The following is a 17,761-nucleotide window of genomic DNA, read 5'->3' on the forward strand; positions in this document are numbered from 1 at the left end:
GGCGGGGGCGAAGCCCGCGATCTCGTCGTCGCCGTCATCCTGAAGCACGGGTCGGTCGCCGGAAGCCAAGATGGACATGAGGTATTTTGACATGCGCATGTGCGGGCACCTGTGTTATCCACAGGCCGCTGCTCAGAAGATCCCCGACACCTGCTCCCACAGGATCGCGACGACTGGTCCGATCTCGCCGACGCGCTGGGCCGATCCGAGCACGACGGCGACGAGTGGGAAGGCCGTCACGGCCAGCGCCACGAGAACGCTTATGACCGCCAGCGTCCATGCGGCGGGTGCCCGGTGCCGCGTGATCGCGAGGGCGAGAAGCCCCGCGATCACGACGGCACCGACGACGGTGACCGCGAGGACGCTGAGGGCGGGGAAGGGCACGATACCGGCTGTGCTCGCCGTCGCCCCGCCGAGAAAGCCGACGAGTGGCAGGTACAGCGCCAGCGCGATGATCGCGACGGCGCCGGCCCCGACTGCTCCCGCGATGACGCTGCGCCGCGATTGCAGCAGGGTCCTGCTCGAGGAGGAACGAAACATGGGGAGCCTCCGTTCGAGGGACGGGCGGATCACTTCCGGAGGTCGTGAAACGTCTTCTTCGCGCGCTTCTCCGCAGCCGCGGCAGCCTTCTTCGCCGCCTTGTGGCGACGCTTGCGGGCGCGCGGGTCGTTCCACAGCCGGACGATCTGGTGGCCGACGGACTCCCGGTTCTTCACCTGGACGCGCGGGGTCCGGGTGCCGACCGCGTAGGCGATCAGGGCGACGGCACCGATCACGATGAGCTTGTTGCGCATGGCATCCTCCTTGTCGTCGAGGATCTCGATGCACTCCGCCGGGAGGGGGCCCTCGGCGCGAGATCCGTCACCAAGGAGACGTGGCGAGCGGCTGATTCGTCACGCGCCGTGGAAGAAAGATCGACAGCGCCGACGTCTGTCATCGCGCGCGCGGGGCGCGACGCCCTTCGGAGCAGATGCGCTCACGTTCAGGCGGACCGTGTCCGGGTCAGGGGCGCCCCATGCCGTGATAGGTCCAGCCGGCATCGCGCCACGCCGCCGGGTCGAGGCAGTTGCGTCCGTCGATCACGACGCGACCTCGCGCGAGCGAGGCGGCGTGCTCCGGGCTCAGCTCGCGTCGGTACTCGTCCCACTCCGTCACGACGATGACCGCGTCCGCGTCGCGGAGGGTGGCGTCCAGGTCGGTGTCGTAGGTGAGCTGCGGGTGCACCCGTCGCGCGTTCTCGATCGCCGCGGGATCGGTCAGGGTGACCCGGGCCCCCAGCCCGTGCAGTCGAACGGCCACATCGAGCGCGGGAGAGTCGCGGATGTCGTCGCTGTGCGGCTTGAAGGCCGCTCCCAGTACGGCGATCTTCTTCTCGAAGACGGATCCGTCCAGCGCGCTCACGGCGAGCTCGACGGCGCGGTCGCGGCGGCGGAGGTTGATGGCATCCACTTCTCGGAGGAAGGCGACGGACTCGCCGCGGCCCAGTTCTTCGGCCCGCGCGGAGAAGGCTCGAATGTCCTTCGGGAGGCACCCTCCGCCGAATCCGATGCCGGCTCCGAGGAAGCGGCGTCCGATGCGGACGTCATGGCCGATCGCGTCGGCGAGCGTGGTCACGTCTGCCCCCGTCACCTCCGCGATCTCGGCCATCGCATTGATGAAGCTGATCTTGGTGGCGAGGAAGGCGTTCGCCGCGACCTTGACCAGCTCGGCAGTGGCGTAGTCGGTCACGACGAACGGCGTTCCCTTGGTGATCGAGGGGTGGTAAACCTCGCGCAGGATCTGTGCGGTGCGCTCACCCTCCGCCGTCGGGGAGCCGTCAGCCGAGGGAACGCCGGCGACGAGTCGATCGGGGTCGATGGTGTCCTGCACCGCCCAGCCCTCGCGCAGGAACTCCGGATTCCAGACGAGCACCGCGCCGCGCTCGGACACCCGGGGTGCCAGACGGGCGGCTGTGCCGACGGGGACGGTCGACTTGCCCGCGACGACATCGCCGGGAGCGAGGAAGGGAAGAAGCGTGTCGATCGCTGCATCGACGTAGGTCAGATCCGCAGCGTGGCCGCCCGCCTGCTGGGGTGTGCCGACGCCGATGAAGTGCACCGCGGCACCTCGAGCCGCCGACATGTCCGTCGTGAACGAGAGGCGTCCCGAGGCGATCCCCTCGGTGAGAATCTGCTGCAGGCCGGGCTCGAAGAACGGTGCCTCTCCCCGCGAGAGCGTCGCGATCTTGCGCTCGTCGACGTCGATGCCCACCACGTCGTGGCCGATGGAGGCCATCGCCGCCGCGTGAACAGCTCCCAAGTATCCGCAACCCACGACAGACAGACGCACGATCAAAGCCTTTCAGATATCCGCGGCGAGAACCGACGGCGACGGTCCGAAGACCGGAACGGGGTAGTGGCGATCGTCACGCCGCCGTCTCACCGGGAGCGAGGGCCGCGCGGGCGGTCTTGCCGAGGATGACGAAGTCGCCCAGAAGGGTCCAGTTCTCCACGTACGACAGGTCGAGTCGTACGGACTCCTCCCAGGAGAGGGAGGACCGCCCGCTGACCTGCCAGAGGCCCGTGATGCCGGGCTTGGCGAGGAATCGCCGGTGCACGTGGTCGGCGTAGACGGCCACCTCGGAGGGAAGCGGAGGGCGCGGTCCGACCAGCGACATCGAGCCCCCCACCACGTTGAAGAGCTGGGGGAGCTCGTCGAGGCTGAACTTGCGCATCACGCGACCGATGGGGGTGACGCGCGGGTCGTTCTTCATCTTGAACAGCACTTCGTTCCCGGAATCTCGCTGCTGTGCGATCAGCTGCGCGCGCAACTCCTCGGCGTTGACCACCATCGAACGGAACTTGAACATGGTGAACTCGCGGCCGCGGAAGCCGACGCGAGTCTGGCGGAACAGGACCGGCCCCTCGCTCGACAGTCGCACGGCGACGGCCAGGAACAGCAGCAGGGGGCTGAGCAATACCACCCCGAGGCTCGCCGCGGCGAGGTCGACGGATCTCTTCAGGAAGCTCTGTCCCCTCGAGAACTTCGGGGTCTCGACGTGGATGAGGGGGAGGCCGGCGACGGGCCTGGTGTGCAGTCGTGGCCCGGCGATGTCGACGATGCTCGGGGCGAGGACGAGGTGCTGGCGACCCGCCTCCAGGCTCCACGAGATCTCTTTGACCTTCTCCGCGGGCAGCTCGTCGGCACTGGTGATGGCGACCGTGTCGGCGCCGGTCGCGGCCAGTGCCCGCGACACGTCGCCGACGTGACCCATGATCGGAATCTCGGTGCCCGGGATGGTGTCGGCCGTCTTGGCGTGGGGCACGCAGGCGCCGACGACGCGGTAGCCGGCGCTGGGCGTGCGGGCGAATTCGCGCGCGAGCTGCGTCACCGAGGGGAGCGAGCCGACGAGGAGGACGTGCGCGGAGTACCGACCGCGGGAGCGCTGCACGACGAGCCACTGCCTCCACATCCATCGCGTGAAGCAGAGGACCAGGATGCCGGACGGCAGGCTGACCAGCAGGTAACCGCGGGCCACGTCGATCTGGGTGAGGAAGGCGATGATCGCCACGGCGCCGAACAGGCGGAAGCTGGCGTCGGCGATGCGCACGTACTCGGCGGAGCCGGTGCCGATGACCCGGTCGCTGCGGGACTCGACGAAGGCGAGCGCCCACATCCAGGTCACGATGAGGATGGCGGAGAAGGCCCAATAAGAGAGATCGCTGATGCGGCTGTCGCTGCCCGCGGCGAGTTGCGCATTCCCGAGGCCGAACCAGAGCAGCTGGGTGCCGTAGACGACCCAGACGAGCGCGGCGAAGTCGGTGAGGACCAGATTACGCCGGTACCGACCGCGCCAGCGGTCTTTCACGTGCGACGGGGGAGGTGCCGTCACCGGTGTCACTCCGGCGGAGACCTCGGTCGATACGGTCCGGGATGCCGGGGCGGTGGCACCGACCGGATCCGCATCTGCGGAGGACGCGCCGGGGCGCAGGTCAGACATCGCCATGTCTCTTCCTCCCCCCATCCCACGCGTGCGTGGGAGCCCTCCCGCGAACAGTAACAGGCGATATTCACCCGTCAAGTCACCCTTCATCTCTTGTCATACGTAGGAAACCTGAACGATAGGCGTGTGCAATTCACCTGGCGGATGACGTGTTGGTCCGTTATGGACGTTCCTCTACACTCGGGCGCGGATCAGCCGAACTCGGCTGTCTCGAGATCGTGCCGCACGGTGGGGTCGTCACACCCCGTCCGAAAGGTTCCGATGCCACGAGCCTCGTCGTCGATGTCTCGCCCCCGTCGGGTGCAGGCCGGCCTCGTCGTCGCGATCGCGCTCGCCGCCGTGGTGGTCTTGGCGGTCGGCGGCGTCTTCGCCTTCGCACTGTTCCGTCCGGAGCCCGCGTCGACGCCGACGCCGACCCCGTCCGCGGCGGCAACGACGGCCACGCCGTCCGCGTCGGCCTCGCCGACCGCGACGATCCCGCCGCCGCCCCCGCCCGTCCCGTCGTCGCCCGCCGCGCAGGGATGCGAGGGGGCGTCGACCCTGATGACCATCTGGGCGCACCCCGACGACGACATCATCTTCGCCAACCCGACCATCTCGGACGCCATCGCCACCGGTCGGTGCGTGCGGACGGTGTTCGTGACCGCGGGCGACGCCGGTAAGGGCCTGGACTACGTGGCGGCGCGGGAGCTCGGCATCCTGCGCGCGTACAACGCCATGCGCGGCAAGGACGGCGAGTGGGATGCCGCCGAGATCACGCTCGGCACGGGAATGCAGGTCCGGCGGCTCGTTCCGAAGGACGATCCGCGCCTGTCGGTTCTGTATCTCCGCCTCCCGGACGGGAACCTCACCGGCGAGGGATTCGACGCGACGGCGCACGCGACCCTGAGCAAGCTCTACGACGGAGCAGCGGGGACCCTCGCACCCGTCGACGGGGGACCGGCCGTGACCCGCGATCAGCTCATCGCGTCCGTCCGGGAGCTGGTGTCGGCATTCCACCCGGAAGGGACGCTCACCCATATCCCGCGTGGCAGCGCCTTCGCCCCCGGGGACCACCCGGATCACTCGGCGGTGGGAACCCTGATCCGCGACTCACTGACCTCCGACGCGGCGGTGGGGCCCGGCATCCGGTACTTCGTGGGGTACCCCTCCGAGAACCTGCCGGCGAATCTCGAGGGCGCGGTGCTCGACACCAAGGTCGACACCTACCGCATCTACACGCAGCAGGATCAGGTGGTCCGGTGCGCCGATCGCAGCGCGTGCCTGAAGACCCGGAAGTTCGGCCAGTGGCTGCAACGGTCCTATCCGAAGGCCGAAGCCGACCTGCAGATGGGGTGAATCGGTCCCGATGCCCGAACTCAGGAGTCGGCGGCGAGGGATTCCTCGACGGCCGCGCGGGCCTCACGCTCGGCGATGATGTCGACGAAGTCCTTGACGGGAGCTTCGGCGTACTTGTCCACCGCGACGACGGCCTCTTCGTGAACCACCTCCGGCTGGGCGTCGGGGAAGCGCGCCTGGACGCGCTCCTCGACTCCGGCGACCGTCTCGTCCTTGTCGAAACTCTCGTTGCGCTTCGTCATGGTCCGGATCCTCAGTGCTGGTAGGTGCCGTGCAGGATCGCCCGCCCCAGCGTCTTGAACGCCAGATTGAACGAGACGACGGCCGGGGAGGCATCCGAGTCGACGCCGAGCGTCTCCTCGCCCACGGCGTGCACGACGAAGAAGTAGCGGTGGGGCTGGTCGCCCTGCGGGGGAGCCGCCCCGAGGAACCCCTTCTCGCCGCCGTCGTTGCGAACGTGGAAGGCCGCGCCCGGGAGCTCTCCGGAAGCGGCGCCCGAGGCCACTTCGCGGACATCCGCCGGAACGTCGACCAGGACCCAGTGCCAGAAGCCGCTCGGGGTCGGCGCGTCGGGGTCGAAGCCCGTGATCACGAAGGACTTGGTGCCCTCCGGGACCTCCGACCACGCCAGGTGCGGGGAGGTGTTGCCCTTGTCGGCGACCTGGTCGTCCTTCAGGGGCTGACCGTCGGCGATGTCGTCGCTGGTCACCGCGAAGGACGGCACGGACGGAAGGAGCGGGTACGGATCGGGGGTCTGCGGTCGGGAGAGATCAGCCATGCAGGCACGCTAGAACCGCCCGGTGGCCGGGGAGCAGGGCTTGCATCCCGGCCCGACGCCGGATAGCGCTCAGCCGTGCAGGCGGAGAAGAGAGTGCGCGGTCTCGCGGCACCCCTCGGGAGCAGGAAGGCCGTAGTCGTTCTCGACGACCGTCCGCAGCTCCGCGGCCAGTTCATCGACCGAGGGCCTTGTGTCGAGTGCCTCGAGGATCGGCAGGATCAGGTCGTCGTACTCGTCATCGGGCCAGCCCTGACCGATGTGGTGGACCCCGATGGGATCCCACTCGTTGAGGACGGCGCGGATGCGCAGGGCTACGGGCGACAGTGACCGCGGCGGTGTGGACGTCTGCATAGGGCGAGTGTCGTCACCCTCTCTAGGTGCGCGCTGAGGATCGCCGATGCGTCCGGTGCGCGGCGTCCTCATCGCGCCGCCCGTGTGGGAGCGTGATCCGCCGATCGGTTTCACCCCACCCCGCCGGGTGGCGGGGCTGCGGGGTTTCGGATCCGGAAACCGGCACCGTCGCGATAGCGTCGGAAGGCGCCCGAGGGCGAGGGGGAACCCGCAATCCGTCGCCGGGGGGCGAAGTACAGGACGGAGTCGCCGTGAGTGACATCGACGAGCCTTCGGGCGCCGATCAGGCACCCGTCGACCCCGCGGCACCGCGTCGCTCCGGGATCTCCCGCAGAGCCCTCGTGTTCGGCGGCATCGCCGTGGGCGGCCTCGCCGCGCTCGGCGGCGGCGCGCTCGTCTACCGCGAGATCCGTCGCTCAGCGCCGCCGGAGGGGACCTGGGTGAAACTCAGTCCCATCGTCCCGGTGCCCGAAGCCTCACCGCGGCCCGTGTCGCCGGCCTTCGAGGAGCCGGGAAGCGACACCACGGTGGCGGTCTGGGCGCACGCCGACGATGACATCATCTTCGCCAACCCGCACCTCGCCGGAATCATCGGCTCCGGTGCGACCCTGCGCACGATCTTCGTCACCGCCGGTGACGCCGGCCGCGGCCTCGATTACGCGAAGCAGCGCGAGGCCGGCATCCGGGCCGCGTACGACGAGATGCGCGGCAGCACGCAGCCGTGGAACACCGCCCAACTGACCCTCCGGAGCGGTGCACGCGTCACCCGATTCGTGCCGTCCGATGACCCGCGCCTGTCGATCACGGTGCTGCGCCTCCCCGACGGCAATCTCAGCGGAAAGGGGTTCGCGACCACGGGCGAAGCGGGACTCACCCAGCTCATCAACGGCTCGGTCCCCGCGCTCGCCCCGATCGACGACGGACCGACGCTCGACGCGAGCAGACTGGCCGAGACGGTCGCCGAGCTCATCCACGCGGGTCGCCCCGACCACATCACGACCAACATTCCGCACGAGAGCGCCTTCGCGCGCGGCGACCACCCCGACCACTCGTGCGTCGGCTCGCTCGTCCGCGCCGTCGCCCCCGTGTCGGGGATCGCCCCGGAAGCGGTCACGTACTACATCGGCTATCCCTCGCTGCACGAGCCGGTCAACGTCGAGGGCGACGCTCTCGATGCCAAGGTCGACGTGTACGCCACCTACGCCGCCCAGGACCCGGTGGTCACGTGCGACGGCGCCGCCGCCTGCCTCGCGCAGCCGGGGTTCGGGCAGTGGCTGCGTCGTTCGTACGGAAAGACCGAGGCCGAGCTGCGTCTCACCTGACGCCTCGCGGTTCGAGGCGGGTCAGCGTCGCGAAGCGGGAGAGCCCGCGCGCTCCGCGATGAGAGCGGCCTCGACCCGGGACGAGACCGACAACTTGCTCAGGATCGAGCTGACGTGGTCTTTGACCGTGGCGGAGCTCAAGTGCAGCCGGCGCCCGATCTCGGCATTGGAGTCTCCGGTGGGGAGGCACTCGAGCACGTCACGCTCGCGCTCCGTCAGGAGAGCGACGCGGCGCGCGGAGTCGAGGTCGGGGCCGCCCGAGAACCCGTCGACGAGGGCCCGAGAGACCTCCGGAGAGAGCACGACGCCGCCGGCCGCGAGCGAGCGGACCATCGCGGCGAGGTGTTCCGGGTCGGTGTCCTTGACGAGGAAACCCGTCGCGCCCTCTCGCAGGGCTCTCGCGATCGACTCGTCCGCCGCGAACGTCGTGAGGATGCCGACCACGGGTGGATCGTCATCGCCTCGCACCTCGGCGAGGATCTCGAGGCCGGTGAGTCCCGGCATCCGGATGTCGAGGAGCACGACGTCGGGGCGGAGCGCCCGGATCGCGTCGAGCGCGTCGGGGCCGTCAACGGCCGCGACGACCTCGATGTCGTCGGCGGCATTGAGGATGAAGGCGAAGCCGGAGCGGACGAGGGCCTCATCGTCGACGACAACAACCCGGATCACGCCAGTCACTGTACGCCGATACGACGAAGCCGCCCCGCGGGATACGGGGCGGCGGGCCGGGACGAGGCACGATACGTGGGGCTCAGCGCCTCGCCCCGGGGTCGGGGAGAGGTCAGTCCTCCGAGACGGTTACGGTGACCTCGATGTTGCCGCGCGTCGCGTTCGAGTACGGGCAGACCTGGTGCGCCTCGTCGGCGAGCTGCTGAGCGAGCTCGGACTCGATGCCGGGCAGGACGACCTCGAGCAGGACGGCGAGCTGGTAGCCGCCCTGGCCATTGGGGCCGATGTGGACGCGGCCACCCACGGACGAGTCCGCGATGGCGACCTTGCGGGCGCGGGCCACGGAGTGCAGCGCGCTGTGGAAGCAGGCGGCGTATCCCGCGGCGAAGAGCTGCTCGGGGTTGGTGCCGGCGCCGGAGCCGCCGAGCTCCTTGGGGGGAGCGACGTCGAGGTCGAGGTAGGTGCCGGCGGTCACGTGGCCGAGGCGGCCCTGGCCGGTGGAGACGGCTTCGGCGGTGTAGAGAACGTCCATGGTGTTCCTTTCTGGGGACGGAGGGGGGGTGCGGCCGTCAGGCCGGGTGGCGCGCCGCGTCGGCGTCGCGCACCTCGTCGGGGTGGTCTCGCAGGCCTTTCATGGCCTCGGTGAGCTGGTGCAGTGCGTCGATGAGCTCTCGGGCGCTGTCGGCGTCGGTGATCCCCGACCCCGCGGCGATGCACTGGGGGATGTGGGCGAGTTCGGTGCGCAACTCGGTGCCGCGGTCGGTGAGCGTGACGGACACCACGCGCTCGTCATCGGCGCGACGTGATCGGGTCAGATAGCCGGCGCTTTCCATGCGGGCGAGCATGGGGGAGAGAGTCCCGGAATCGAGCTGCAGGGCCTCGCCGAGACTGCCGACCGTCTGATCGCCGTCGTTCCAGAGCGTCACGAGGGCGATGTACTGCGGGTACGTGAGGTTCCACGGTTCGAGCAGCGCCCGATACGCCTGCGTGGTCGTGCGGTTGGCGGCGTAGAGCGCGAAGCACACGAGCTGATCGACGGCGGGCATGCGAAAACTATTGCACACAACTTAATTGCGCACAACTTAATCGAGAGGATCAGCCCCACGCCGACGATGTCAAGCCCTGACATCGAGCCCCGTCACGACGGAGCATGGGTCCCATGATCAGCCGCAGCGACGCGAGCGCATCCGCGCCCCCGGGGTTCCTCCCCGACGGGGACCGGGATCTGTTCGCCATCAACGGGCACCACTTCGACCTGGGCGGCCCGATCGCCCCGGTCGCCGGCGACCTCGCCTGACCACCACCCGTGCGGGCCGACGAGCTCGCGTCCTCGGCCCGCCCCGGGCGATCAGTCGGCGGTCGAGTCGTCGCGTTCCTCCGCGGGCTCGTCGACGGGATGCCGGGTCACCAGCAGCTCGGCCACCCGGCGACGATCCACCGCGCTCACCTTCAGTGTCGCGCCCTCGACCTCGACGACATCGCCGACGTGGGCCAGGCGGCCGAGTCGCTCGACCACGAAGCCGGCCACGGTGTCGGACGCCCCGCGCGGAAGCGGGACCCCCGTCGCCTCCTCGAAGTCCTGCAGGTTCAAACGCCCCTCGACGGTGCCGTGCTCTCCCTCGGACAGCGGCTGTTCGGCATCCGTGTCGTACTCGTCGAAGATCTCTCCCACGACCTCTTCGACGAGGTCTTCGAGGGTGACGATGCCGTCCGTCCCCCCGTACTCGTCGACGACGACCGCGATGTGGCTCCCGTCCGCGCGCATGGACGTGAGCGTCGGGAGGACGCGGGCGGTCGAGGGGATGTACCGGATCTCGCGCATGACGGCGCTGAGCGCGCGTTCGGGATCGTCGGTCAGGTCGCGGACGTGCACGAAACCCACGACGTCGTCGATCGTCTGCTCCGCGACCGGGTAGCGCGAGAAGGGGAGGTCGCGGACCTGCTCGTAGGCCTCGGCGACCGTGCCGCCGGCGTCGAGGGTCACCACTTCGGGGCGGGGCCGCATGACCTCGCTCACGTGGCGATCGCGGAGCGAGAGCACGTCGTCGAGGATGCGTCGCTCGTCGGCGGGGAGTCCTTCGTGACTGGAGACGATGTCGCGGAGCTCTTCTTCGGTGAGTTCCTCGCCGGTCTTGTTCGGGTCGCCCCCGAGGAGGCGCACGAGCACGTTCGTCGAGATCGACAGCAACCAGATGACGGGGCGCATGAGCGTGGCGAAGCCGTTGAGGACCGGCGCGACCGCGTACGCGAACGCCGCGTTGCGTTGGATGGCGAGCCGCTTGGGGACCAGTTCCCCGAGAACCAGAGACAGGTACGCGATGACCAGGGTGAGGGCGATGGTCGCGACCGTGGCGGCGACCCCCTGCTCGAGACCGAGACCGGTGAACAACGGCGTGACCGAGGGGGCGATGGAGGAGGCCCCGTACGCCGCCGAGGCGAATCCGGCGACCGTCACGCCGATCTGCACGGCGGAGAGGAAGGTGTTGGGGGTGCGCGCCAGATCGGCGACCTTCTGGCCGCGGCGACCGCGGGCCGCGAGGGCGTTCACCTGGCTCTCGCGCAAGGTGACGAGCGCCATCTCGGTGGCCGCGAACACCCCGCCGATCAGGACGAAGACGACGACCAGCACGATGTTGAGGACGAGGTCGTTCATCGGCGCACCGCCCCGGCGGGTGAGAGAGTGTCGCCCGGGGTCACCCGGGCGCGTGGACTGTGGCCGTCGGCGTCGGGGGCGTGCTTCATGCGCCGAGTGTAATGAGCGCCGCGCTCGCCACCGGCCGAGGCCGGCGGGCTTGCGTGGATGCGCGGATTCTGCTCAGCCCACACTGCCGTCGGCCGCCGAGACGCGCACCGTGACGTCGCCCGCGAGGTCGACGCTCCAGCGAGCGGTGGCGTCGTCCCGCTCGAGTTCGGCATCCTCGACGGCGCCGCCCGTGCCCTGGGCGGCGGCGATGCGGACGGCATCGGCGAGGGTGGTGCTCGCCGCATCGAGCGCCGCGCGATCCTCGGCGTCGAGGGCCCGACCGTCCGAGGAGGAACGCACCGAACCTCCGTCGGCGCTTACGCGCACCTCGACCTCGCGATCGCCGGATGCCACGTGCACCTCCCACGCCCCGTCATCCGCCTCGAGCTGGAAGGCTCGTCCGCCCGCGGTCGACTCGGCGGTCGTGATCGCGCGAACGGCTTCGCGATCGTTCGCGGCGGCACTCCCGGAGGTGTCGGAACCGCAGGCGGTCGCCACCAGGGCGACCGCGGCGAGCAACAGGGCGGCGGCAGGAATGCGACTCGGGGCCATGGGGGAAGGCTAGTCAGCGGCCGGGCGCCCTCCCGAGGTGTTGCGCGTCGACCGTGACGTGTGCGTAGCGCAGGCGTATCAAGCGAGCCGCAAGCCGTCAACAGGTGCCGAACATTCAGGCGGGACTCGAATCATGACGTCCATGAGCGAGATCACTGCACACCACGGACTTCTGACCGACATCGACCTCCACGTCGACGACACCGGCGGCACCGGACGCCCCGTCGTCCTGATCCACGGCTGGCCCCTCTCCGGCGAGTCGTGGGCGCACCAGGTCCCCGCCCTCGAGGGTGCCGGATATCGGGTCGTGACCTACGATCGGCGCGGATTCGGCCGCAGCGACAAGCCGCGCACCGGGTACGACTACGACACGTTCAGCGACGACCTCGAGGCGGTGCTGGAGGCTCTCGACCTGCGCGATGCGACCCTGGTCGGGTTCTCGATGGGAGGCGGCGAGGTCGCTCGTTACCTGACGCGTCACGGCTCCGACCGCGTGCACAGCGTCGTCTTCGCCGCGGCCGTTCCGCCCTACCTGGCCCAGACCGACGACAACCCGGAGGGGCCGCTCGACGACGCGACCGCTGACGGGATGAAGCAGGGTCTGAAAGACGACCAGAAGGCGTTCTCCCACCAGTTCACGACCGACTTTTTCTCGGTCGACGGCGAGCTCATGGTTTCGGAGGCCGACCGTGCAGAGGCCGAGCGCCTGGCGAACCAGGCCGACCACCACGCCGCGCTGAAGGCGATGGAGGCGTTCGCGACCACCGACTTCCGCGACGACCTGCCGAATGTGACGGTGCCCACCCTGGTCATCCACGGCGACAGCGACGCGACGGTCCCTTTCGAGGGCTCGGGCAAACGGACCCACGAGGCGATCGCCGGAAGCGAGCTCCACGTCGTCGCGGGCGCTCCGCACGGAGTCAACGTCAGCCACGTCGACGAGTTCAATCGCGTGCTTCTCGACTTCCTGAAGCGCTGAACCCGCCTCCGCTCACGCCCTCACCTCTCGCCCGCACTCGCGGAGGGCATGAGCGGATGCCATGATGCCTCGTCGCCTCATCGGTGACGGGGCATCACGGCGTTCGGAGCAGAAGTCCGAGCAAGCGGGTGAGGCGCTGGGTGACACTCCGGGGCCCTCCCGGGGGTGGACTGGGCGCGATCGGTTCTGTTTGGTCATGGCATCCGGATGACGTAGTCTTGATCTTTGGTGCCTGCCTCTCTGCGAGCGGGTCACCCGAACGTGAGCCCTCCACCGGCCCTGTTCCATCGCCCTCAAGCGGTGAACGGACCACCGGAGCGGGATTCACGAACTCCTCCGTTCGATCAAGAAAGCAGCACTACTGTGACGCGCACTTTCACCCCCAAGGCCGCTGAGGTCACGCGCGAGTGGGTCGTTATCGACGCCACCGACGTCGTTCTCGGCCGTCTGGCCTCGCACGCGGCGGTCCTCCTCCGCGGCAAGCACAAGGCGACCTTCGCCAACCACATCGACTCCGGCGACTTCGTCATCGTGATCAACGCCGAAAAGGTGGCGCTCACGGGTCAGAAGCTCCAGAAGAAGATGGCCTACCGTCACTCGGGTTACCCGGGCGGCCTCAAGTCGGTCAACTACGAGGAACTCCTCGAGAAGAACCCCGTCCGCGCGGTCGAGAAGGCCATCCGCGGCATGCTGCCCAAGAACAGCCTCGGCGCGGCGCAGCTCAAGAAGCTCAAGGTGTACCGCGGCGCCGAGCACCCCCACGGTGCCCAGCAGCCCACGGCATACACCTTCGACCAGGTCGCCCAGTAAGCGCCGCCGGATAAGGACGAAACAGTGTCGAACATCGACTCCAGCAACTACAGCACCGAGACGCCGGCCGAGCAGTCGGCCGTCGCCACCGAGCGCCCCGTGCTCTCGGTTCCCGGCGCAGCCGTGGGCCGTCGCAAGCAGGCCATCGCCCGCGTGCGTCTCGTCCCCGGTTCGGGCACGATCACGGTCAACGGCCGCACGATCGAGGACTACTTCCCGAACAAGCTGCACCAGCAGCTGATCAACGACCCGTTCACGGTGCTCGAGCTCGCGGGCTCGTACGACGTGATCGCGCGCATCTCCGGTGGCGGCCCCTCGGGTCAGGCCGGCGCGCTGCGCCTGGGCATCGCCCGCGCGCTCAACGAGATCGACGCCGAGAACAACCGCCCGACCCTCAAGAAGGCCGGCTTCCTCTCGCGCGACGCTCGCGTCAAGGAGCGCAAGAAGGCCGGTCTCAAGAAGGCCCGCAAGGCGCCTCAGTACTCCAAGCGCTGAGTTCGAACCTCCGTATGCCTCTCTTTGGCACGGACGGGGTGCGGGGGCTGGCCAACGGCCTCCTCACCGCCGAACTTGCGCTGCACCTGGCCCAGGCGACTGCTGTCGTCCTGGGCCAGGGCCGTTCTGCGGAGGCGCGAAAGGCCGAGGGTCGTCGACTCACGGCCGTCGTCGCGCGCGACCCGCGCGTCTCGGGAGAGTTCCTCTCGGCCGCGGTCGCCGCAGGACTGGCCTCCTCGGGCGTCGACGTCCTCGACGCCGGCGTCATCCCCACCCCTGCGACGGCCTTCTTGATCGCCGATCACGACGCCGACTTCGGTGTGATGGTCTCGGCCTCGCACAACCCGGCGCCCGACAACGGCATCAAGATCTTCGCCCGTGGCGGAACGAAGCTCCCCGACATCGTCGAGCAGCGCATCGAGCGCGCCCTCGAGTGGGAGCGCCTGCAGCCGACCGGCGCGGGCGTCGGACGCATCCGCCGCTTCGCCGACGCCGAGGACCGCTACGTGCTGCACCTCCTCGGGTCGCTTCCGCACCGTCTCGACGGCCTCCACGTCGTCCTCGACTGCGCGCACGGCGCCGCGGCCGGGGTCTCGCCCGAGACCTTCAAGGACGCGGGTGCCCAGGTCACCGTGATCGGGGCCGAGCCCGACGGTCTGAACATCAACGACGGCGTGGGCTCCACGCACCTCGACGTGCTCGCTGAAGCCGTCGTCCGTCTGGGAGCCGACGTCGGCATCGCCCACGACGGCGACGCCGACCGCTGCCTCGCCGTGGACGCGCACGGCAACATCGTCGACGGCGACCAGATCATGGCGATCCTCGCGGTCGCGATGAAGCAGCGCGGTGCGCTCGTCGACGACACGCTCGTCGCGACGGTGATGAGCAACCTCGGCCTGCACCGCGCCATGGAAGACCATGGCATCCGGGTCCTGCAGACCGGGGTCGGCGACCGCTACGTGCTCGAGGCCATGAACGAGGGTGGCTACTCCCTCGGCGGCGAGCAGTCGGGGCACGTCATCATGAGCGAGTTCGCGACCACCGGCGACGGGCTGTTGACCGGCCTCCACCTGGTGGCCGAGATGGCCCGCCAGGGCAAGACCCTCGCGGAACTCGCCTCGATCATGACCGTCTACCCGCAGGTGCTCGTCAACGTGCGCGGCGTCGACCGCGACGGGGTGAGCGACGAGGGCGTCCAGGAGGCGGTGGCCGTCTCGACCGCCGAACTCGGCGATTCGGGCCGCGTGCTGTTGCGCGCGTCCGGCACCGAGCCGCTCGTTCGCGTGATGGTCGAAGCGGCCGACGAACACACCGCACGCGCGCACGCCGACCGGCTCGCCGACGTCGTCCGGGAACGTCTGGCGCTGTAGGTCCCGTTCCCTTCGACAGGCTCAGGGTCCTCCGTTCATCGGAGCCCTGGGCCTTCGTCGTCTCAGTACTCGAGCGATTCGATGTAGCGCAACAGGACGCCCTCGCGCAGGGCCCAGGGCGACACCTCGAGCTCCTCGACGTCGAGGGCTTTCATCGCGCGCTCGACGACGATCGCCGCGGCCACGATCTGGAAGGTGCGGTCGGCGGTGATGCCCGGCAGGGCTTCGCGCGCATCGGCGGGGATGCGGGCCAGGCGCGGAATCCAGTCCTTCAGCTCTCTGCGCGGGAGCACCATGCGATCGATCCCCGACCACCCCGGCACGGGGTAGCCCGCCAACTTCGCGAGGGATCGGATCGCCTTCGACGACCCCACCACGTGATCGGGGCGGGGGAGCGCCGCGAATCGCTCGGCGACAGGAGCGAGGACGGATGCCGCATGCTGGCGGAGCGCATCGATCTCGTCGTCGCTCGGAGGATCGTGGGGCAGGAACTGCACGGTGGACCGCCCCGCTCCCAGCGGGACCGATTCGGCGAGGTCGGGAAATTCGTCCGCGCCACCGGCGATCTCGAGGGATCCCCCACCGATGTCGAACAGAAGGATCTGCCCCGCGGACCACCCGAACCAGCGCCGGACCGCGAGGTAGGTGAACCGTGCCTCGGTCTCGCCGCCGAGCACCTGGAGCGGTTGTCCGAGCGCCTCCTCGATGAGAGCGATCACCTCGTCGCCGTTGGTCGCCTCCCGGACCGCGGAGGTCGCGGTGGCGAGCAACTCGTCGACCCCCTCGGCGCGAGCGCGATCGCGCGCGGCGGTCACGGCATCCACCAGTCCCTGCACACCCTCCGCTGAAATCGATCCGTCCGGCAGCAGATAACGCATGAGGCGGAGCACGGAACGGTGCGAGGTGGTGGCAGTGGGGCGCCCTCCCGCTCGGGCGTTCGCGACGAGCAGGTGGACGGTGTTCGAACCGATGTCGAGGACTCCCAAGCGCACGGTCCGAGCGTAGTGGGCGCGGTGCGCACGGCTCCGACCGCGGGGGAGGGCGGCGCCCCGGGTAGCATGAGCGGGTGTCCGCAGCCGAGACCACCGCTCCCGCACCGTCGCTGAGCCCCTACCGCCAGATCGACCGCGACGACTGGGCTCGCATGGCCGGCGGGCTGACACAGCCGCTGACCGAGAACGAGATCGTCCAGTTGCGCGGGATCGGCGACCGGCTGGATCCGCGCGAAGTCGCCGAGGTCTACCTCCCCCTCAGCCGGCTGTTGAGCCTCTACGCCCGCGCCACGCGCCGCCTCGGCGCCGATACGAGCAGCTTCCTCGGCGAACCGGACGCCACGACCCCCTTCGTCATCGGGGTCGCGGGATCCGTGGCCGTCGGGAAGTCGACGATCGCGCGATTGCTGCGCGAGCTAATGAGCCGCTGGCCCGACACCCCTCGCGTCGAGCTGGTCACCACCGATGGCTTCCTCTACCCGAACGCGGAGCTCGAACGCCGCGGCCTCATGGACCGCAAGGGATTCCCCGAGTCGTATGACCGGCGGGCGCTCGTCGAGTTCCTCAGCGAGGTGAAGTCCGGTGCCGAGGAGGTGCGCGCGCCCTTCTACTCGCACGTGCGATACGACATCATGCCGGACGCCCACGTGACCGTGCATCGGCCGGACGTGGTCATCGTCGAGGGCCTGAACGTGCTCCAGCCGCCGCCGTCTCCGAACGAGGTCGCGGTGAGCGACCTGTTCGACTTCTCGATCTACGTCGACGCGGACGCCGCGCACATCGAGCGGTGGTATGTGGACCGGTTCCTCGCGCTCCGAGACAACGCCTTCACCAACCCGACGTCGTTCTTCCGCGTCTTCGCCGACATCAGCGATGAAGAGGCCGTCGAGCGAGCGCTCGGATACTGGCGCGAAATCAACCTCCCGAACCTCGAAGAGAACGTGCTTCCGACGCGACACCGCGCGAAGCTCGTGCTGCAGAAGGGTGCGGATCACACCGTCGAAACGGTCCTGCTCCGCAAGCTCTGAGGTGCCCGCCGTGGTGCGGGCACGGTAGTGAGTCGGTATACCGAGGGCCACCGGTATCGGCGTCGATCGCGGGTTGCTTCGGCCCGGCCGCTTGTCGATCCGGGCGATTCGCGTGCGCCGTCGCATGCCCGTCGACCTCGGTACTACCGGGAGCGCGGACCCGTACCGATCCCCGTAGCTCAGCGTGTTCTCAGGGTTCTCCGAGCCCCCTTGAATGTCCCGTACGGCTGCCGAAAGGCCGCAGAGGGCGCTGCACACGCGCGTCCCGAGCACCACGTACAGGAGTGTTTCTATGGATCGCGCGAATCAGGGGGCGTCCGGCGCATCGCCCGGACGGACCGCCACACGGAGT

Annotated in this window: 21 protein-coding genes; 8 read left to right on the forward strand and 13 right to left on the reverse strand. The window is 69.4% G+C overall.

The features are described 5' to 3' along the window. Positions 1-132: 132 nt before the first annotated feature. The 4 genes from BLS25_RS13690 to BLS25_RS13705 form a co-directional block, all read right to left on the reverse strand. Positions 133-540: an MFS transporter permease gene (locus tag BLS25_RS13690; protein ID WP_074696464.1), complete on the reverse strand. Its 408-nt coding sequence runs from the start codon at positions 538-540 to the stop codon at positions 133-135. Positions 541-569: 29 nt separating this feature from the next. Continuing rightward, positions 570-794, reverse strand: coding sequence for a hypothetical protein (locus tag BLS25_RS13695; protein WP_056226389.1), 225 nt, complete (start codon positions 792-794; stop codon positions 570-572). Between the two features lie 208 nt (positions 795-1,002). Beyond that, on the reverse strand, positions 1,003-2,328 hold the full coding sequence (locus tag BLS25_RS13700; RefSeq protein WP_074696573.1) for a UDP-glucose dehydrogenase family protein: 1,326 nt from the start codon (positions 2,326-2,328) through the stop codon (positions 1,003-1,005). Between the two features lie 76 nt (positions 2,329-2,404). Next, the gene (locus tag BLS25_RS13705; protein WP_256335595.1) at positions 2,405-3,985 is read right to left on the reverse strand and encodes a sugar transferase; all 1,581 of its coding nucleotides are present in this window, start codon (positions 3,983-3,985) and stop codon (positions 2,405-2,407) included. Positions 3,986-4,264: 279 nt separating this feature from the next. On the opposite strand from BLS25_RS13705, the gene BLS25_RS13710 reads away from it, so the two are divergent. Continuing rightward, entirely contained in the window at positions 4,265-5,320 is a 1,056-nt protein-coding gene (locus BLS25_RS13710) for a PIG-L family deacetylase (RefSeq protein WP_176786379.1), read from the forward strand. A gap of 20 nt (positions 5,321-5,340) precedes the next feature. On the opposite strand, the gene BLS25_RS13715 is transcribed toward BLS25_RS13710, so the two are convergent. The 3 genes from BLS25_RS13715 to BLS25_RS13725 all read right to left on the reverse strand — a co-directional run bounded on the left by BLS25_RS13715 (position 5,341) and on the right by BLS25_RS13725 (position 6,449). After that, positions 5,341-5,562, reverse strand: a complete 222-nt coding sequence (locus BLS25_RS13715) for a three-helix bundle dimerization domain-containing protein (RefSeq protein WP_074696468.1) — start codon at positions 5,560-5,562, stop codon at positions 5,341-5,343. A gap of 11 nt (positions 5,563-5,573) precedes the next feature. Beyond that, a complete protein-coding gene (locus tag BLS25_RS13720) occupies positions 5,574-6,098 on the reverse strand; it encodes a YbhB/YbcL family Raf kinase inhibitor-like protein (protein ID WP_074696470.1) in 525 nt (174 codons plus the stop codon). Positions 6,099-6,167: 69 nt separating this feature from the next. Then, positions 6,168-6,449: a hypothetical protein gene (locus BLS25_RS13725; protein ID WP_056226400.1), complete on the reverse strand. Its 282-nt coding sequence runs from the start codon at positions 6,447-6,449 to the stop codon at positions 6,168-6,170. 251 nt (positions 6,450-6,700) lie between these two features. Here BLS25_RS13725 and BLS25_RS13730 point away from each other — a divergent pair, with 251 nt between their 5' ends. Beyond that, complete coding sequence (locus BLS25_RS13730) at positions 6,701-7,771, forward strand: PIG-L family deacetylase (RefSeq protein WP_074696472.1); 1,071 nt, start codon at positions 6,701-6,703, stop codon at positions 7,769-7,771. Between the two features lie 21 nt (positions 7,772-7,792). On the opposite strand, the gene BLS25_RS13735 is transcribed toward BLS25_RS13730, so the two are convergent. From BLS25_RS13735 to BLS25_RS13745, 3 genes are all read right to left on the reverse strand, one after another. Continuing rightward, on the reverse strand, positions 7,793-8,440 hold the full coding sequence (locus BLS25_RS13735) for a response regulator (RefSeq protein ID WP_074696474.1): 648 nt from the start codon (positions 8,438-8,440) through the stop codon (positions 7,793-7,795). Positions 8,441-8,552: 112 nt separating this feature from the next. After that, entirely contained in the window at positions 8,553-8,972 is a 420-nt protein-coding gene (locus BLS25_RS13740) for an organic hydroperoxide resistance protein (protein WP_056226410.1), read from the reverse strand. A gap of 37 nt (positions 8,973-9,009) precedes the next feature. Next, the gene (locus BLS25_RS13745) at positions 9,010-9,486 is read right to left on the reverse strand and encodes a MarR family winged helix-turn-helix transcriptional regulator (RefSeq protein WP_074696476.1); all 477 of its coding nucleotides are present in this window, start codon (positions 9,484-9,486) and stop codon (positions 9,010-9,012) included. A 113-nt stretch (positions 9,487-9,599) separates the two neighbouring features. Here BLS25_RS13745 and BLS25_RS16980 point away from each other — a divergent pair, with 113 nt between their 5' ends. Continuing rightward, a complete protein-coding gene (locus tag BLS25_RS16980; RefSeq protein ID WP_176786380.1) occupies positions 9,600-9,737 on the forward strand; it encodes a hypothetical protein in 138 nt (45 codons plus the stop codon). 51 nt (positions 9,738-9,788) lie between these two features. Here the strand turns inward: BLS25_RS16980 and BLS25_RS13750 are convergent, their stop codons facing one another. Further along, positions 9,789-11,093: a hemolysin family protein gene (locus BLS25_RS13750; RefSeq protein WP_074696478.1), complete on the reverse strand. Its 1,305-nt coding sequence runs from the start codon at positions 11,091-11,093 to the stop codon at positions 9,789-9,791. Positions 11,094-11,255: 162 nt separating this feature from the next. Continuing rightward, positions 11,256-11,735 (reverse strand): PepSY domain-containing protein, encoded by a 480-nt coding sequence (locus BLS25_RS13755; protein ID WP_074696479.1) that lies wholly within the window; start codon positions 11,733-11,735, stop codon positions 11,256-11,258. 142 nt (positions 11,736-11,877) lie between these two features. Here BLS25_RS13755 and BLS25_RS13760 point away from each other — a divergent pair, with 142 nt between their 5' ends. The 4 genes from BLS25_RS13760 (at position 11,878) to glmM (ending at position 15,389) form a co-directional block, all read left to right on the forward strand. Then, on the forward strand, positions 11,878-12,714 hold the full coding sequence (locus tag BLS25_RS13760; RefSeq protein ID WP_074696578.1) for an alpha/beta fold hydrolase: 837 nt from the start codon (positions 11,878-11,880) through the stop codon (positions 12,712-12,714). 363 nt (positions 12,715-13,077) lie between these two features. Next, the gene (rplM, locus tag BLS25_RS13765; RefSeq protein WP_056226423.1) at positions 13,078-13,524 is read left to right on the forward strand and encodes a 50S ribosomal protein L13; all 447 of its coding nucleotides are present in this window, start codon (positions 13,078-13,080) and stop codon (positions 13,522-13,524) included. A 24-nt stretch (positions 13,525-13,548) separates the two neighbouring features. Continuing rightward, positions 13,549-14,019, forward strand: a complete 471-nt coding sequence (rpsI, locus tag BLS25_RS13770; RefSeq protein WP_074696481.1) for a 30S ribosomal protein S9 — start codon at positions 13,549-13,551, stop codon at positions 14,017-14,019. Between the two features lie 14 nt (positions 14,020-14,033). Next, a complete protein-coding gene (gene glmM, locus BLS25_RS13775; RefSeq protein WP_056226426.1) occupies positions 14,034-15,389 on the forward strand; it encodes a phosphoglucosamine mutase in 1,356 nt (451 codons plus the stop codon). A gap of 62 nt (positions 15,390-15,451) precedes the next feature. Here the strand turns inward: glmM and BLS25_RS13780 are convergent, their stop codons facing one another. Next, positions 15,452-16,381, reverse strand: a complete 930-nt coding sequence (locus BLS25_RS13780; RefSeq protein WP_074696483.1) for a Ppx/GppA phosphatase family protein — start codon at positions 16,379-16,381, stop codon at positions 15,452-15,454. A 74-nt stretch (positions 16,382-16,455) separates the two neighbouring features. On the opposite strand from BLS25_RS13780, the gene coaA reads away from it, so the two are divergent. Then, complete coding sequence (gene coaA / locus BLS25_RS13785) at positions 16,456-17,409, forward strand: type I pantothenate kinase (protein ID WP_074696485.1); 954 nt, start codon at positions 16,456-16,458, stop codon at positions 17,407-17,409. Positions 17,410-17,761: the final 352 nt, after the last annotated feature.

The sequence above is a fragment of the Microbacterium testaceum StLB037 genome, from assembly GCF_900104345.1.
Classification (GTDB): Bacteria; Actinomycetota; Actinomycetes; order Actinomycetales; family Microbacteriaceae; genus Microbacterium; species Microbacterium testaceum_A.